The sequence below is a fragment of the Mannheimia pernigra genome (assembly GCF_013377995.1).
Taxonomy (GTDB): domain Bacteria; phylum Pseudomonadota; class Gammaproteobacteria; order Enterobacterales; family Pasteurellaceae; genus Mannheimia; species Mannheimia pernigra.
This window is the reverse complement of sequence record NZ_CP055305.1, coordinates 247,755-264,864: the sequence shown is the minus strand read 5'-3', so window position 1 is coordinate 264,864 and position 17,110 is coordinate 247,755. Positions and strand designations below refer to the sequence as shown.

At 41.0% G+C, this 17,110-nt stretch carries 16 protein-coding genes and 1 pseudogene; 9 read left to right on the top strand and 8 right to left on the bottom strand.

All coding sequences use genetic code 11. From position 1 onward, the window contains the following. Position 1 precedes the first annotated feature (1 nt). The 3 genes from HV560_RS01235 to HV560_RS01225 all read right to left on the bottom strand — a co-directional run bounded on the left by HV560_RS01235 (position 2) and on the right by HV560_RS01225 (position 3,843). Positions 2-892, bottom strand: a complete 891-nt coding sequence (locus HV560_RS01235; RefSeq protein WP_176807675.1) for an ABC transporter permease subunit — start codon at positions 890-892, stop codon at positions 2-4. Positions 893-978: 86 nt separating this feature from the next. Then, entirely contained in the window at positions 979-1,983 is a 1,005-nt protein-coding gene (locus HV560_RS01230; RefSeq protein WP_176807674.1) for an ABC transporter permease subunit, read from the bottom strand. A 261-nt stretch (positions 1,984-2,244) separates the two neighbouring features. Continuing rightward, complete coding sequence (locus HV560_RS01225) at positions 2,245-3,843, bottom strand: ABC transporter substrate-binding protein (protein ID WP_176811983.1); 1,599 nt, start codon at positions 3,841-3,843, stop codon at positions 2,245-2,247. Between the two features lie 280 nt (positions 3,844-4,123). On the opposite strand from HV560_RS01225, the gene hda reads away from it, so the two are divergent. From hda to HV560_RS01190, 7 genes are all read left to right on the top strand, one after another. Beyond that, complete coding sequence (gene hda, locus HV560_RS01220; RefSeq protein ID WP_159628638.1) at positions 4,124-4,834, top strand: DnaA regulatory inactivator Hda; 711 nt, start codon at positions 4,124-4,126, stop codon at positions 4,832-4,834. Between the two features lie 144 nt (positions 4,835-4,978). After that, positions 4,979-5,620, top strand: coding sequence for a cytochrome c biogenesis heme-transporting ATPase CcmA (gene ccmA, locus HV560_RS01215; protein ID WP_176812814.1), 642 nt, complete (start codon positions 4,979-4,981; stop codon positions 5,618-5,620). Continuing rightward, positions 5,617-6,279 (top strand): heme exporter protein CcmB, encoded by a 663-nt coding sequence (ccmB, locus tag HV560_RS01210; protein WP_176807671.1) that lies wholly within the window; start codon positions 5,617-5,619, stop codon positions 6,277-6,279. The genes ccmA and ccmB overlap by 4 nt, the downstream gene beginning before the upstream one ends. Before the next feature lie 62 nt (positions 6,280-6,341). Next, on the top strand, positions 6,342-7,079 hold the full coding sequence (locus HV560_RS01205) for a heme ABC transporter permease (RefSeq protein WP_159628636.1): 738 nt from the start codon (positions 6,342-6,344) through the stop codon (positions 7,077-7,079). Between the two features lie 16 nt (positions 7,080-7,095). After that, positions 7,096-7,290 (top strand): heme exporter protein CcmD, encoded by a 195-nt coding sequence (gene ccmD / locus HV560_RS01200; protein ID WP_159628635.1) that lies wholly within the window; start codon positions 7,096-7,098, stop codon positions 7,288-7,290. 177 nt (positions 7,291-7,467) lie between these two features. Then, positions 7,468-8,001, top strand: a complete 534-nt coding sequence (ccmE, locus tag HV560_RS01195; RefSeq protein WP_176809534.1) for a cytochrome c maturation protein CcmE — start codon at positions 7,468-7,470, stop codon at positions 7,999-8,001. Beyond that, positions 7,998-9,956 carry a heme lyase CcmF/NrfE family subunit gene (locus HV560_RS01190; RefSeq protein WP_176811982.1) on the top strand — a complete coding sequence of 653 codons (1,959 nt, stop codon included), beginning with the start codon at positions 7,998-8,000 and terminating at the stop codon, positions 9,954-9,956. The genes ccmE and HV560_RS01190 overlap by 4 nt, the downstream gene beginning before the upstream one ends. 37 nt (positions 9,957-9,993) lie before the next feature. Here the strand turns inward: HV560_RS01190 and HV560_RS01185 are convergent. The 3 genes and pseudogenes from HV560_RS01185 to argS all read right to left on the bottom strand — a co-directional run bounded on the left by HV560_RS01185 (position 9,994) and on the right by argS (position 13,647). Further along, positions 9,994-10,610 (bottom strand): annotated as a pseudogene (locus tag HV560_RS01185) (HI_0552 family protein). A 79-nt stretch (positions 10,611-10,689) separates the two neighbouring features. Next, entirely contained in the window at positions 10,690-11,865 is a 1,176-nt protein-coding gene (gene cgtA, locus HV560_RS01180; RefSeq protein ID WP_176811981.1) for an Obg family GTPase CgtA, read from the bottom strand. A gap of 54 nt (positions 11,866-11,919) precedes the next feature. After that, positions 11,920-13,647, bottom strand: coding sequence for an arginine--tRNA ligase (gene argS / locus HV560_RS01175; protein WP_176811980.1), 1,728 nt, complete (start codon positions 13,645-13,647; stop codon positions 11,920-11,922). A 32-nt stretch (positions 13,648-13,679) separates the two neighbouring features. On the opposite strand from argS, the gene HV560_RS01170 reads away from it, so the two are divergent. Both HV560_RS01170 and HV560_RS01165 read left to right on the top strand, forming a co-directional pair. Continuing rightward, positions 13,680-14,279: a VOC family protein gene (locus tag HV560_RS01170; RefSeq protein ID WP_176811979.1), complete on the top strand. Its 600-nt coding sequence runs from the start codon at positions 13,680-13,682 to the stop codon at positions 14,277-14,279. A 23-nt stretch (positions 14,280-14,302) separates the two neighbouring features. Next, complete coding sequence (locus tag HV560_RS01165; protein WP_176811978.1) at positions 14,303-14,767, top strand: outer membrane lipoprotein; 465 nt, start codon at positions 14,303-14,305, stop codon at positions 14,765-14,767. A 78-nt stretch (positions 14,768-14,845) separates the two neighbouring features. Here HV560_RS01165 and tyrS read toward each other — a convergent pair whose 3' ends face one another. Then, positions 14,846-16,036: a tyrosine--tRNA ligase gene (gene tyrS / locus HV560_RS01160; RefSeq protein ID WP_176809543.1), complete on the bottom strand. Its 1,191-nt coding sequence runs from the start codon at positions 16,034-16,036 to the stop codon at positions 14,846-14,848. 220 nt (positions 16,037-16,256) lie between these two features. Next, positions 16,257-17,069, bottom strand: coding sequence for a DNA ligase (locus tag HV560_RS01155; protein WP_176811977.1), 813 nt, complete (start codon positions 17,067-17,069; stop codon positions 16,257-16,259). Positions 17,070-17,110: the final 41 nt, after the last annotated feature.

The window sequence follows — 17,110 nt, the reverse complement described above, 5'->3', positions numbered from 1 at the left end:
CCTATTGTTTTAGTTTTGGATCGAGTGCGTCACGTAAGCCATCACCCATTAAGTTGAACGCTAATACTAACGATAAAATCGCCAGCCCTGGAATAGTCACTAACCAGTTTGCCGATTGCATAAAGCCACGGGATTCTGCCAGCATCGTACCTAATTCTGGTGTTGGAGGTTGAGCACCAATGCCTAAAAAACCCAGTGCGGCTAATTCTAAAACCGCATTTGAAATGCCCATTGTCATTTGAACAATAAGTGGGGCTAAACAGTTTGGTAAGATAACCACAAACATTAATCGGAACACGCTTGCCCCTGCAACACGAGAGGCGGTGACATAATCGCGATTTTTCTCACTTAATACTTGAGCACGAGTTAAACGAACATAGCTTGGAATCGACACAGCCGCAATTGCAATCGCTGCATTAGTGAGTGATGGGCCAAGAATGGTGACCACTCCAATCGTTAAAAGCAAGCTTGGAATGGCAAGCATAATATCGACCAAACGCATAATGATGATATCAATTATACCGCCGTAATAGCCTGCAATTAAGCCTAAAACTACGCCTAATACACAAGAGAGTAGCACAATGATTAAACCAATAAAGACAGATAATCTTGCACCATAGATAATGCGAGAAAGAATATCACGCCCGATATCATCAGTACCAAGTAGGTGTGTTGAACTCCCTCCATCCACCCAAACTGGGGGCAGCAATAATGCACTGCGATTTTGTTCGATTGGATCAAAGGGGGCAACCCAGGGTGCGAAAACGCACGCTATAAAGACTATTGCAATAAATGCAAGTCCGATTAATGCACCTCGATTTTGACAAAAATAGTACCAAAATTCCTGTAATGGCGTTTTTGGTTTAGGTGCAGATAAAGTTGTTGAAGACATTCATCACTCCAAATAAAAAGAACCCAAAAATCATAAACAAGCGGGTTGGAAAAATGTTTAGAAAATATAACCGCTTGTAAAACGAATTAAGTGTGGCGGATTCTTGGGTTTACAATACCGTATATTAAATCTACGATTAAATTTACTAAGATAATAATAGTGGCAATAATCAACACTGAGCCTTGTAAAACAGGATAATCACGACTATTGATGGCATCTATAATCCATTTGCCGATGCCAGGCCATGAGAAAATATTTTCGGTTAAAACCGCTCCTGATAAAAGTTGCCCTACAATCAAGCCTACTACCGTTACTACAGGAATTAACGCATTTCTAAGAGCGTGAACTATCACAATCCGTGTGGTGTTTAAACCTTTAGCCTTAGCGGTGCGGATATAATCTTCACCCAAGACTTCTAGCATTGAAGAACGCGTCATTCGGGTAATCACCGCAAGTGGAATTGTACCCAGTACAATAGCGGGTAAAATTAATGATTTTATCGCCGCTAAAAATGCCCCTGGTTCGTCTGAACGCCAAGTATCAATGAGCATAAAACCTGTTTCGGCTTCAATCCAATATTCAGATGGCAAACGCCCAGAGGCAGGTAAGCCTAATGGTGTTGAAATATAAAGAATGAGCACCAAACCCCACCAGAAAATGGGCATTGAGTAGCCAGTAAGCGAAAGAGTAGTAACTGTATGCGAAATCCACGACTCTTTTTTAACCGCGGCAATCACGCCTAAGGAAATCCCCAGAATGAGTGACCATAACAAGGCAAAAAAGGCGAGCTCAACAGTGGCTGGAAACAGCGTAAAAAATTCTTGTATTACAGGCTCGTTATTGCGAAACGATCTACCAAGATCACCTTGTAGCACACCTTTGATATAGCTGATGTATTGTTCAAATAATGGTCGGTTTAAGCCGAGCTGTTCCATCATTTGTTGGTGTACTTCAGGAGATAATCCACGTTCTCCCATTCGGATCTCAATTGGATCGCCAGGGATAAAATGCACAAGGGCAAAAGTAATTAAAGTAATTGCGATAAAGGTGGGGATCACCATTAATACGCGTTTAAGGATAAACTGAAACATTCAAAATCTCTATATGTTTGGATTTTACTAAAAGGGTGATCTGATCTCTCGATCAGATCCCACTCTTTAGAAAAGAGGGGTTAGGGGAGCTGTGACAGAAGTCGTCGTCGAAGAAATAAATGATACATTCAAAGAGATCTTTTTACTCTCTCTTTGCAAATTTCTACTGCCAAATCTCCCTTGCCCCTCTTTGCTAAAGAGGGGAGAACAAGCGGTCAAATTTGTAAAAAAATCTGCAAAATTGACCGCTTGTTAAACGGATTATTTCGCTAAATCCACATTGTAGAAGTTGTGCAAACCAAATGGACTCATTGTGTAACCTTTTACTTCTTTGCGAACAGGGAAGTAAACGGTTGAGTGAGCAATGGTAATCCAAGGTGCTTCTTCTTTGAAGATTTGCTGTGCTTGTTTATAAAGTTCAGTACGTTTTGCTTTATCGCTTTCTTGGGCAGCTTGCACTACCACATCGTTAAATGGTTTGTAGCAGAATTTAGCATAGTTGGAACCGGCTTCTACTGCGGAACAGCTTAATAATGTGTTTAAGAAGTTATCTGGGTCACCGTTGTCGCCAGTCCATCCGATCATTGAAGTTGCGGCTTCGCCTTGACGTAAACGTTTGAGGTATTCGCCCCATTCATAGCTTACGATTTTTGCATTCACGCCTACTTTTTTCCAGTCTTCCTGGATAAGTTCAGCCATACGGCGAGCATTTGGATTGTATGGACGAGCTACAGGCATTGCCCAAAGTTCAGTGGTAAAGCCGTTTTCAAAGCCAGCTTCTTTTAACAACGCTTTTGCTTTTTCTGGGTTGTAGTCGTAATCTTTAATGTCTTCGTTGTATCCCCACATTGTTGGTGGAATAGGATTTTTCGCGACTTGACCTGCGCCTTGGTACACGGCATCAACAATGGCTTGCTTGTTCACCGCGTGGTTTAATGCTTTACGCACTTTTGGGTTATCTAGCGGTTTGATTGAAGAGTTCAATGCAAGATAGCCTATGTTCATACCAGATTGGCTCATTAATTCAATATTGGCATCTTTTTTAAGTGCCTCGATATCCGCAGGGTTAGGATATGGCATTGCGTGGCATTCGCCTTTTTGTAATTTTGCTAAACGCACAGAGGCATCTGGGGTAATGGCAAATACTAAGCGGTCAATTTTCGCTTTCCCCTGCCAGTAGTTTTCAAAGGCTTTATAACGCACCGTTGCATCTTTTTGGTAGTCTACAAATTGGAATGGGCCACTACCGATAGGGTTGGTATCAATACGCTCAGGTTTGCCCGCTTTTAATGATTGCTCTGCATATTCTGCAGAATAAACCGCGTTAAAATCCATTGCTAAGTTGGCTAAAAACGGTGCATTTGGCACTTTTAAGCTGATTTTAACTGTATAGTCGTCCTCTTTTTCCACTTTATCAATGATATTTTGCATATCCATACCGATAAAGTATTCATAGTTGCCACCTGACACTTTATGGAATGGGTGGTTAGGATCAAGCTGACGATTCATTGAGAATATGACGTCATCTGCGTTTAATTCACGGCTTGGTTTGAATTCTTTATTACTGTGGAATTTCACGCCTTTACGCAAGTGAAATGTGTAGGTTTTACCATCTTCAGAAATGTCCCATTTTTCCGCTAATGAGGGAATCACATTTGTTGTACCCTCTTCAAAATCGACTAATTTGTTATAGATAGGGAGTGCATTCGCATCAATGCTTGCACCGTCTGTGACTAATACTGGGCTCATTGCTGATGGTGAAGCTTCCGAACAGTACACGAAAGTTTTAGGTGCTGCGATTGCAGTTGCAGAACTAGCAACTGCCATTGCGATTAACGAAAGTTTAGCACGTTGTTTCATATTCACTCCTAGAAATTTTAGTTTTTTTGTAGTTAAAAATAGCTAAATAGCTCATAAGTATGATGCAATGAGTTTCTGAATATACAATTTTTTTAGAGAACTGCAATCTTTTTTTTAATAAAAATAGAGGGAAGATTTTATCGAAATTGCCCAATAGAATGAAATCTAACGATTTTTCTTTTGCAATTGTCGTAACGATTTTCTGTTATTTTCTGCTTCTCAAAATGACTGTTTTCCTATATTCTTAGAGGGTTTTTGATGACTGGCTTTAAGGAATATTTTGCAGTTACCTCTACCTATTTATCAAATTGATGAAGACACTTTCGACAATTTTTATGCAGAAAATAGTGAAGTGTTGCTTGAATCTCTCAAACGGAATTTTGAAGAGGTTCAGCAGCCTTTTTTCTACATTTGGGGTGAAAAAAGCTGCGGTAAAAGCCATCTGTTAAAAGCCGTGAGCAACCATTTTCTTTTAAAACAACAAACCTCTAGTTATATTCCGCTGAAAAAAGCATACTATTTTTCACCATTAGTTTTAGATAATGCCGAATTATTGAATGTGATTTGCTTGGACGATATTCAAGCTATTGCAGGCGATGAAGAGTGGGAGTTAGCTATTTTTAATTTATTCAATCAAATCCGCGAACAGCAAGGGTTATTTAGCGATGGGATAAAAACCTTGTTATTAATCAGTGCAAATTGTCCGCCCCATCAATTAAATATTAAATTGCCCGATTTACGCTCTCGTTTAACGTGGGGAGAAGTGTATCAATTAAGCGATCTCACTGATGAGCAAAAATGCCATATTTTACAAGTTAATGCACATCAAAAAGGGGTGGAATTACCCGATGAAGTGGCTCATTTTCTATTGAAGAAAATAGGCTCAGATTTAGAAGAGCTTTCTAAAATATTAGATAAATTGGACCAGGCTTCTTTGCAAGCTCAGCGAAAATTAACCATTCCTTTTGTGAAAGAAACCCTTTCTCTATAACAAGCGGTTTGATTCTTATCAAAATTTGCAAAAGTTTTTGCAAATTTGACCGCTTGATACCTCTAAATAAGTAACTTGTTTGCTACGTTAAAAGAGCCGCTTATGTTACACTTCAATTAATCTTTTTCTACCGATTGAGTTATGATGAACCAAACAGCCCAATATCAGCTTAAATTGCAGAATATCGCTTGTGAACGAGGTGAAACTCGTTTATTTGAAGGGTGTAATTTTACCGTAAGTAGTGGTGATTGGGTGCAAATTGAGGGACATAACGGTATTGGTAAAACCAGTCTTTTGCGTATTTTAGCTGGGCTTTCTTTACCTGCTGAGGGTGACGTGTTGTGGAATGATACCCCTATTCAAAAACAGCGTGATGAATATTATTCTGAACTCTTTTATTTAGGGCATTATTCAGGCGTGAAGCCAGAGCTGACAGCTTGGGAAAATTTACGCTTTTTTCAGAAAGTCGAACAACTGCCGCAAGATGAGGATTGTTTGTGGCAAGCATTACATAAAGTGTCTCTTATCGGGCGGGAAGATTTGCTTTGCTCTCAATTATCAGCAGGGCAACAACGCCGTGTCGCACTTGCCAAATTGTGGCTAACTAAAGCTAAGCTCTGGATTTTAGATGAACCCTTTACCGCTATTGATAAAAAAGGGGTGGCAGATTTAATTGCTCATATTGAACAGCATTGTGCAACAGGCGGATTAGTTATTTTTACCAGCCATCAAGCTACAGAGAGCGATAAAGTTACGATTATTTCGTTAGATCAGTTTAAAGTATGATTTTATTTAGCATTATTCAACGTGAATTAACCATAGCCTTTCGTAAACCATCGGAAATTTTAAATCCGCTCTGGTTTTTTTTGATGGTCATTACTGTATTCCCAATTTTAATGGGACCAAATCCTGAATTATTAGGCAAAATTGCCAGTGGAATTGCGTGGGTAGCGGCGTTGCTTTCTGCATTGCTCTCCTTTGAACGTTTATTTCGAGATGATTATTTAGATGGCTCACTCGAGCAATTAATGTTATTGCCTATTGGTTTACCCCAAGTGGCATTAGCAAAAGTGGTTGCTCATTGGGTTTTAACTGGTTTGCCTCTGATTTTACTTTCGCCTATTGCGGCAATTTTACTTTCGCTAGAAACCCACGTTTGGTGGGCATTGGTGCTAACTTTATTACTCGGCACACCAATTTTAAGTTGCTTAGGGGCAATTGGTGTTGCATTAACTGTTGGGTTACGCAAGGGCGGCACTTTATTGAGCTTATTAATTTTGCCGTTGTTCTTACCTGTGCTTATTTTTGCCGCTGCTATATTAGAAGCGGCAACTATAAATATGGGCTACAGCGGGCAGCTTGCTATTCTTGGGGCAATTTTAGCAATGACCCTTACTTTTTCGCCTTTTGCGATCGCAGGGGCATTGAGGATTAGTTTGAACTAGATTTGAAAGCAGTAATTTTACAAAAAAGTAAATAAACATTTCATTTATGACGGAGTTTTTCTATGTGGAAATGGTTACATCCTTATGCAAAATCGGAGACACAATATCATTTGCTGGGCAAAATTCAGCCATTTTTAGGTTGGTTGAGTTTAATTGTGCTAGCAGTGGCGTTTGCGTGGGGGCTTGGTTTTGCACCAAAAGATTACCAGCAAGGTGATAGTTACCGCATCATCTTTATTCACGTTCCAGGTGCGATTTGGTCGATGGGGATTTATGGCTCAATGGCTGTGGCTGGATTAGTTGCGTTAGTGTGGCAAATTCGTCAAGCCAATTTAGCAATGATTTCAATGGCTCCTATTGGTTTGGTGTTTGCGTTTATCTCTCTTGTCACAGGGGCAATTTGGGGTAAACCAATGTGGGGAACTTGGTGGGTGTGGGACGCTCGTTTAACTTCTGCACTAGTACTTTTCTTCCTTTATATTGGCGTAATGGCACTTTATTCTGCCTTCCAAGATAAACAAATGGGAGCAAAAGCAGCGGCTGTGCTTTCTGTTGTTGGGGTGATTAACTTACCGATTATTCACTTTTCGGTAGAGTGGTGGAATACGCTACATCAAGGTGCAACTATTACTAAGCTGGACAAACCCTCAATGGCGGTGGAAATGCTCATTCCATTGTTGTTGGCGATTGTTGGTTCATTGATTTTTACGGCGTGGTTGAGTATTTGGCGTTATCGCATTGCGTTATTAAAAGATGAACGTCACCGCCCTTGGGTTAAACATTTAGCGAAAACTGCGTAAGAAATAGGAGAGAAAAATGACATTTCAATTTGAATCAATTAGTGAATTTTTCGCAATGGGTGGCTATGGCTTCTATGTTTGGCTCTCTTATGCCCTAACTTTTATCGCAATAGGCGGGCTGATTTGGCTTAGCCGCCGAGAGCATAAAGCGATTTTAGATCAGGCGAAAAAAGAGTTGGTAAGAGAAGAAAAATTAAAACATTCGGCTTAATGACAAGCGGTTAAAAATTGCCAATTTTTTGCAAATACTTATTTATAGGTATTTAATTTGAGGAATCGCAAAACTTCCTTGAAATTTTCGGAATGTTTTGCGGTTTTTTGCTATTCTTACGCTAGTTTATTTTTGAATTTTTATGCAATTTGCATTTTTATTTTGAGGGTGATTACGATGAATCCAAGACGCAAATCAAGATTGAAAGTGGTGCTTTCCGTATTACTAGGGCTTTCTGTTGCTGCAGGGCTAACGCTTTATGCACTTAGCCAAAATATCGATTTGTTCTATACGCCGTCTGAAATTGTGAACGGTAAAAATGACGATCCAAAACAAAAGCCAGAAGTCGGGCAGCGGATTCGTGTAGGTGGAATGGTGGTGGAAGATACCGTCAAGCGTGATGATAAAACTTTGAAAGTGGTGTTTGATTTAGAGGATATCGGTCCATCAATTACGGTGGAATATGAGGGCATTTTGCCAGATCTGTTCCGTGAAGGGCAGGGTATTGTGGCTCAAGGTGTGTTAATTGAGCCAACTCGCTTAAAAGCAGCGGAAGTGTTGGCAAAACACGATGAAAATTATATGCCACCAGAGTTGGGCGATAAAATAAAAACGCAGCATAATGCCGTGGGTGTTTCGGAAAAAGATCTGAAAGGAGAATCAGAAAAAGATCGCCAAATGAAAGAAGATGCTCAAGGGGAGAGTAAATGATCGCAGAATTAGGCAATTATGCCTTAGCGTTAGCACTGGCAATTTCAGTTTTATTGGCCATTTTGCCGATTTGGGGAGCAGAAAAACAAAATAGCACATTAATTGCATTAGCCAGACCAATGACGTGGGCGATGTTTTTAGTCTTAACCATCTCTTTTGGATCATTATTTTACTTATTTGCGGTGAATGATTTTACTGTGCAATATGTAGTAAACAATTCTAACAGCCGCTTACCATTGCAATATCGATTATCAGCAGTTTGGGGAGCTCACGAAGGATCACTGTTATTGTGGGTGTGGTTGCTTTCACTCTGGTCTGTCGGCGTGGCTGCGTTCACTCGTAAAATGCCAGAAGATGCAGTGGCTCGAGTGTTAGGTTTAATGGGTTTAATTAGCATTGGCTTTTTAGTGTTTGTGATTTTCACCTCAAATCCGTTTGACCGCACTTTCCCAAATTTTCCCGTGGATGGCAGAGAATTAAACCCAATGTTGCAAGATGTGGGCTTAATTTTCCATCCGCCGTTGCTTTATATGGGCTATGTGGGTTTCTCTGTTGCGTTTGCCTTTGCGATTGCTTCATTAATGACTGGTCGCTTAGACACGGCTTGGGCAAGATGGTCTCGCCCGTGGACAATGGCGGCGTGGGTGTTTTTAACCCTTGGTATCGTGCTTGGCTCTTGGTGGGCGTATTACGAACTCGGTTGGGGCGGCTGGTGGTTCTGGGATCCTGTAGAAAACGCTTCCCTTATGCCGTGGATTGCTGGCACCGCGTTAATTCACTCATTAGCGGTGACTGAAAAACGTGGCACATTCAAGGCTTGGACGGTGTTGCTTGCAATTTTAGCCTTCTCACTCTGTTTAGTCGGCACGTTCCTCGTGCGTTCGGGGATTTTGGTGTCGGTGCACGCTTTCGCCTCAGACCCAACTCGAGGCTTATATATTTTGGCGTATCTTGTGATTGTGGTGGGGGGCTCGTTGCTACTCTATGCTTTCAAAGGCTCGCAAATCAAAAGTTTAGACAACTACGAGCGTTACTCCCGTGAATCAATGCTCTTAATCAATAATATTTTATTGATGGCGTTTTTATCGGTGGTCTTTTTAGGCACATTATTGCCATTGATCCATAAGCAAATTGGCTTAGGCACAATTTCGATTGGTGCCCCGTTTTTTGACCAAATGTTTATGATTTTAATGGTGCCTTTTGCATTTGTATTAGGAATTGGACCGCTTGTAAAATGGCGAAGAGATCAAGTTTCTGCCATTCGTAAACCAGTTATCATCGCTTTAATTATAATGGCATTGCTTGGCTTTGGTTTGCCGAGTCTGTTTCGCAATATGATGACCGTGAGTGTGGTGCTTGGCACAATGATGAGTGTGTTTATTGTGCTGTTAAGCTTATATGAACTTCACCAGCGTGCAACGCACCGCCATTCACTCTTTACAGGCGTTTTCAAACTGTCTCGTTCTCACTGGGGAATGGTGCTGGCTCACTTAGGTGTGGCGATGACGGTATTTGGCATCGCCTTTAGCCAAAACTTCAGCATTGAGCGAGATGTGCGAATGAACGTAGGCGATAAAGCTCAAATTTTAGATTACCAATTTGAGTTTAAAGGCATCAAAATTACCGATGGGGCAAACTATCAAGGCGGTACGGCTGAGCTTGAAATTACCCGTAGCGGCAAATATGAAGCTACACTCAATGCAGAAAAACGTTTTTACAACGTGAGCCGAATGGGTATGACCGAAGCGGCAATCGACTGGGGTTTCAGCCGAGATTTATACGCCGCTTTAGGTGAAAAACTGGACGATAATTCGTGGGCGGTTCGCTTATATTACAAACCATTTATTCGCTGGATTTGGATTGGTGGACTCTTTATGGCGTTAGGCGGATTACTCTGTATGATGGACAAACGCTATCGTTTACGCGTTGAAAATAAAAAAGAGGCTGTTGCTTAAATAACCAAAAGGGCGAACATAATTGTTCGCCCTATTTTTACTGATGACATTTTTCATAAAGCGGTAATAAGTCTCGAATGGTCTGATAGATAAATTCCACCGCATCAATATTATCAAGTTCTTCCTTTTCCACATTCCGCCCGATGCACCAAAAATCCTCATCATCTGCTAAAATTAATTCTTGAGCTGAAATCTGGCTGACTTTTCTGAAATCATCATATTCACTCTCTTTACCGTTCCAAATATCAAATTTGCTATATTTTTCTCGATCAAGATTTTCCCACCATTGATTATATTGTTGCACATTAATTTGCGAACGATCAGCCCGATAGCAGTGCCAATCAAGGCATACTTGCAAACGACGGCGGTTTAAAATCACGGAAAGAATAGCAGCAGAATTTTGATTAAATTCATACTTATAATAAGCGAAAAAATGAGCCCGAACTTGCCAGCCGTTACACCAACGTTCAATATGTGGCTCGCTAAACGGCTGCCTAAGTTGGTGAGCAATGTCTAGATGTAGCTTTTTCCAAATTTCCCAATGAGCCTTGTAATCCGCTTTAATACGAGGAATTTCCTCAGGACAATATTTTTAAGCTGAGCAAATTGAAAAAATGGAATATTAAAAATTTCGCAGGATTTTGAACTAAGCATCTGTTTTCCTTAAATAAACAAGCGGTTGTTTTTCCTCAGAAATTTGCAAATTTCTAGCTAAAAACAACCGCTTGTCTTTTTATCGGCGTTCGTAAATAAACTCTACGCCTTCGTCATCTTCTTCGGTCCAATCATCGTCCCAGTCGTCCCACTCTTCTTCGACAGGGTTTTGCATTGCTTCGTTGTGATAATCTTCCCATTTGAATTTCACTTCTTCCGCTTCTTTATTTTCTTCTTCCACTTCACGAGGGTTGGCTTCAATAAAGTCCATAATATCACGGGTGAGGTTTTGCACGTTTTGACCGGTGGCGGCAGAGATTAAGTAGTAATCGCCCTCCCAGCCAATTTGTTCAGCAATTTCTTTCGCTCGTTCAGCCGCTTCTTCTTCGCCGATGGTGTCAATTTTGTTGAACACTAGCCACGTTGGTTTTTCAGAGAGCTTTTCGCTGTATTGGTAAAGTTCCGATTCAATCACTGAAATGTTGTGAGCGGGATCGCTTTCATCAATAGGCATAATATCCACTAAGTGAATGAGAATTCGGCAACGTTCCAAGTGTTTGAGGAAACGAATGCCTAAACCAGCGCCTTCCGCCGCCCCTTCGATCAAGCCTGGAATATCGGCAACCACAAAGCTGCGATCTGAGGAAACACGAGCTACGCCTAAACTTGGCACAAGGGTTGTGAATGGGTAGTCCGCCACTTTGGGTTTAGCGGCAGAGACACTGCGGATAAAGGTCGATTTCCCCGCATTTGGTAAACCTAACATCCCTACATCGGCAAGCAACATTAATTCCAACAGCAAATCACGTTTTTCGCCCAATGTCCCATTGGTTTTTTGGCGTGGGGCACGGTTTACCGATGATTTAAAGCGAGTATTACCTAAACCGTGGTAGCCACCTTTTGCTACTAGCATTTTCATTCCGTGCTGGGTTAAATCACCAAGCACTTCTTGGGTGTCGTTGTCTATGGCACGAGTTCCGACGGGAACACGCAAGGTGATGTCATTTCCACGGTGCCCTGTACAGCCTGCACTGCGGCCGTTTTCGCCACGCCCTGCGGCATAACGCTTTTCAAAACGATAGTCTATGAGTGTATTGAGGTTTTCGTCTGCAATTAAATACACATCGCCGCCGTCACCCCCATCACCGCCGTCTGGCCCACCTTTTGGGATATATTTTTCACGGCGAAAACTCACACAGCCGTTTCCGCCATCGCCTGCTTCTACACGAATCAGAGCTTCATCAATAAATTTCATTTTACATTGTTCCTTATAAACATCTCCCCTCTTTGCTAAAAAGGGGAACTATTCTTACATCTTCTCAATTGTTTTAATGCCTAACAAATCCAAACCTTGTTTTAAGGTTTTTGCAGTTAATGCGGCAAGTTTTAAACGGCTGTTTTTGGTGTCTTCTTCTGCATTTAAAATAGGGCAAGCCTCGTAGAAACTGGAGAATGTGCCAGCTAATTCATATAAGTATTGGCATAGAATATGCGGCATACCGTCTTTTGCTACACCATTTAGAGCTTCTTCAAACTGCAGTAATTTCACTGCCAAAGCACGTTCTTTAGGTTCTTTTAGTTGAATAGTGCCACTTAACGCATTTTCATCAATGCTTGCACGTGCAAAGATTGAGCGTATTCTGGTGTAGGCATACTGCATATAAGGGGCCGTGTTGCCTTCAAACGTCAGCATATTGTCCCAATCGAAGACATAGTCAGTGGTGCGATTTTTCGAGAGATCGGAATATTTCACCGAGCCGATTGCCACAGCTTCCACCACTGCCGCTTTTTCTTCTGCGGTTAAGTTGGTAGAACGCTCTGAAATTAACTTATCTGCACGCTCTACAGCTTCATCTAATAGATTTTTCAGTTTCACTGTACCGCCGCTACGGGTTTTGAACGGTTTCCCGTCTTTGCCGAGCATCATTCCGAAGAATGGGTGTTCAAGGCTGAAGCTCTCTGGCACATAGCCTGCTTTTCGGGTAATTAGCCACGCTTGTTGCATATGTTGTGCTTGGCGGCTGTCGGAGAAGACTAAAGCTCTGTCAGCTTTTAGTGTTTCATAACGATATTTTGCAGCGGCGATATCGGTGGTGGTATATAAAAAACCGCCATCTTTTTTCTGCACAATCACGCCCATCGGATCGCCGTCTTTGTTTTTGAATTCGTCTAAGAACACCACCAGTGCACCATCATCTTCGACCGCTAAACCTTTGGATTTGAGGTCAGCAACAATTTCAGGCAACATTGGGTTGTAAAGGCTCTCACCCATTACATCTTTTTCCGTTAAGGTTACGTTTAGGCGGTTGTAGTTTTCTTGGTTGTGGTGCATCGTGATGTCAACGAGCTTTTTCCACATCGTTAAGCAATACTCATCACCACTTTGTAATTTCACCACATAGTTACGGGCTTTTTCTGCGAATACGTCATCAGAATCGTAATGTTCTTTTGCTGCACGGTAGAAGGCTTCTAAATCGCTTAACTCCATTTCGCTGGCGTGTTCGTTTTCCATTTTTTCGAGGTAAGCAATGAGCATACCGAATTGCGTTCCCCAGTCGCCCACGTGGTTGGCACGAATTACGTGGTTGCCTAAAAATGCCAAAGTGCGAACGACAGCATCGCCAATAATAGTTGAACGTAAATGCCCCACGTGCATTTCTTTTGCCACGTTTGGCGAAGAGTAGTCGATTACAATCGTTTGTGGATTTGCCGTTTTTATATCAAAATCGACCGCTTGTAACGCATTATTGGCATTTTGAGCCAGCCATTCTTGGTTTAAGAAAATATTGATAAAGCCCGGGCCTGCAATGTCTAATTTATCGGCAATACCGTTTAAATTGGCGTTATCTAAGATTTTTTGAGCGAACTCTCGTGGGTTCATTCCTAATTTTTTCGCCGCACCCATCGCTCCATTGGCTTGATAATCGCCAAATTCTGGTTTGCCTGATTGGCGAACTAATGGATCAACATCGCTCTCTGCACCGCTTGCCACCATTGCCTGTTTAATTTTATCTGATAAAATTTGTTGAATATTCACCGATTTAACCTATTAAATTTGATTCACAAAAAATGGACAAGATTGTAGCAGGAAATGCAAAATTTTTCGAGAAAATGACCGCTTGTTTTGGTGATTTATCTCAATTTGAGCAAAAAATTCAACAAATTGCGGAGATTGCAGGGATTGATTTATCGCATTATGAAATTGATCACCTCGCCGTTCGTATGAACAAAATAGAAACCGCAGAGCAGTGGCGAGCGTTGTTACTTGAAGGCTCAACGTTGCTCAAAGAAAGTGAAGTGAATGGCAGACCGATCGGATTATTTACCCTGACACAAGCGGTGAAATTTTGCGGACAAAATGTAAAAATTATTGAGTTGCCATTTCCGAAAGATAAAATCTATCCGCAAGAAGGCTGGGAGCATATTGAAGTGGTTTTTCCAATTTTAGGTGGGGAAAGCTCAGAACAGTGGGCTGAGAGAGTGTTGTCGTGCTTTAATTTATCGGACAACCCAGAGCTCAAGCTTAAAATAAGCCAACCAAAGGTGGAGGGAGAGCGTTTGCCAAATCCCAGCATTGCGATCACCTTGAGTGATGTAACTTTTGGTCATTCTTATTGTCTAAAGCTTCACCCTTATGACATAAAGAGCATAATTATGTCAGAAATGTAATTTAGGTATTTCGGAGAATTAAAATGAAAAAATTAGGTTTAGCAACCGCGTTAATCTCAGGTTTTGCGTTAGTTGGCTGTGCCAATACTGACATTTATAGCGGTAGCGTTTACTCTGGAACGCAAGCCAAAGAGGCTCGTTCTATTTCGTATGGAACGATTTTGTCTGTGCGTGATGTTAAAATTCAAGCAGATAGTCAAGGCGTGATCGGAACGCTTGGCGGTGGTGTGTTAGGTGGTATTGCTGGCAGCAGTGTTGGGGGTGGCACTGGTCAGGCGATTGCAACTGCAGTAGGGGCGATTGCTGGTTCGGTAATTGGTAGCCAAGTAGAGCAAAAAGCAAGCCAAGCTTCTTCATTAGAAATGGTCATTCGCAAAGATGATGGTAAAGAAATCGTGGTGGTTCAGAAGAAAGAAGATGGTTTTGTGCCAGGAAAACGCGTGAGAATTGTTGGATCGAGTTCAGATTTGAATGTATCTCTTCTTTAGTTTTTCTAGATGTTACATTACAAGCGGTCATAATCTGCCAATTTTTTGCAAATGATGACCGCTTGCCGATTAATAGGATTATTTCACCGTAATGCGTGCAAATTTACGTTTACCAACTTGGTAAACAAAAGTGCCTTTTTGTGCGTTTTGTCTCACATCGTCTATTTTTTCGCCGTCAATTTTAACCCCGCCTTGTTGTGCGGAACGAATGGCTTCAGATGTTGATGGAACAAGCCCCGCCTCTTTGAGAAGTGCGGCTAGACCAATTTCACCTTCAAACGTTAACTCAGGCATTTCATCGGGCATTGCCCTTTTTTGGAAGCGGTTTATGAATTCTTGCTCTGCTGCATCAGCTGCTGCATCATTATGGAAGCGAGCGATAATTTCTTTCGCAAGTAGAATTTTAACATCACGTGGATTTTTGCCCTTTTCAACATCCGCTTTTAATTGGGTAATTTCATCTAATGGGCGGAATGAAAGTAGGTTATACCAATCCCACATTAAATCGTCTGAAATTGACATAATTTTGCCGAACATTTCGTTTGGTGCTTCTGTTACACCAATGTAGTTGCCGAGTGATTTCGACATTTTTTTCTCGCCATCTAAGCCAACTAAAAGAGGCAGTGTCATTGCGACTTGCGGTTTTTGACCGGCAGATTTTTGTAATTCACGTCCAACTAACAGATTGAATGTTTGGTCTGTGCCGCCAAGTTCTACATCTGCTTTTAGTTCAACTGAGTCGTAGCCTTGTAGTAATGGGTAGATAAACTCGTGAATGGCGATTGGCTGTTGGTTGGTGAAACGGTTTTTGAAATCTTCACGCTCAAGCATACGAGCAACGGTGTAATTGCTTGCTAAGCGAATCATACCTTCTGTTCCTAGCTTTCCTAACCAATCGGAGTTGAATACGATCTTTGTTTTTTGCGGATCTAAAATTTTGAAGATCTGCTCTTTATAAGTTTCGGCATTGCGTAACACATCTTCACGGCTTAATGGTGGACGGGTTGAATTTTTACCTGAAGGATCGCCTACCATACCAGTGAAATCGCCAATTAAGAAATAAACTTCGTGCCCAAATTGTTGGAATTGACGAAGTTTATTTAACACAACGGTGTGACCTAAGTGGATATCGGGTGCAGTTGGATCTGCACCTAATTTAATACGCAATGGACGATTTTCTTTTAGCTTTGTAATTAAATCTTCTTCTGAATAAATATTTTCTACACCGCGTTTAAGCTCAGCAAGTGTTGATTCGATAGATTGAGTCATTTATCTTCCTTATTTTATCTCAATAAAAATGATTCTATTATAGCGGTATGAATTGAAATTGATAGGATTTTTGGGGTGTGGATGAAAAAAACGCCGTATTTTGTGGGGGAATACGGCGTAAAGATTGGAGTGATTACCTATTATTTTTTTAATCGAGTTAATGATAATGATTCTCAAAATAGAAATCAATACTTTTTTGAAATATTTATTATTCAGATAATTATTCGTTGATATTGCGTATTCTGACATAAGTTGCAAATCTCGGTTTTCCATATACGGTTAAACCTCGATATTTATAAGTAATAGTGGAACCAATAGGCGGCGGATTTTCTCTTTCTTTATCTTTAAAACCTGAACCAATTTTGAATCTCCCTCGCTGATTTTCACAAGTAATCGCCCCTAATTTATCTGCGTATTTCCCTTTGCCTTTATGGTGAGCGATAACGATACACTCTTCATCTAAAACAGGTTTTATTTTTAAAATTTGTGCAGAGCGTCCAGAAATGTATTCTGTATTTGGATTACGAACCACAACCCCTTCGCCCCCTTTTTCTAAAATAGATTGGTAGAAAGTGTTAAGATGCTCTTGGTGTTGAATTGGAATTTGCTCAATAATCTCAATATGTGGAGCAGGATGCTGAGCAAGGTATTTTTTTAATGAATTTAGTCGTTTAAACAAATCGCCGTTGGCATTTGGTACATCAAAAACATATAGTTTTAGTTTATACCAACCTTTTGGTTCCTGAGATCGAACAATGCTAGAAATTTCCTCAAGTTTTCCTCGTTCGCTAAAGAGTTCGCCATCAATCGCAAAGGGCGGAAAGTTTTTGACAAAATAATCAGGTGGATTGAACGGATATCCTTGACGGCTAATGAGCTGTTTGCCATCCCAAAACCCCCGTACACCATCGAGTTTTTCTGACATAACCCAACCTGAAGTATCTTGACCTTTATATTGTCCCAATAACGTTAAATTAGGCGATTTGGCAAATAGAGATGGGCAAATTAGCAGTAAAAAGAGAAATTTTTTCATAGTGCCTCCAATTGAAAGCACTATAAAATAAGGAACGAAAA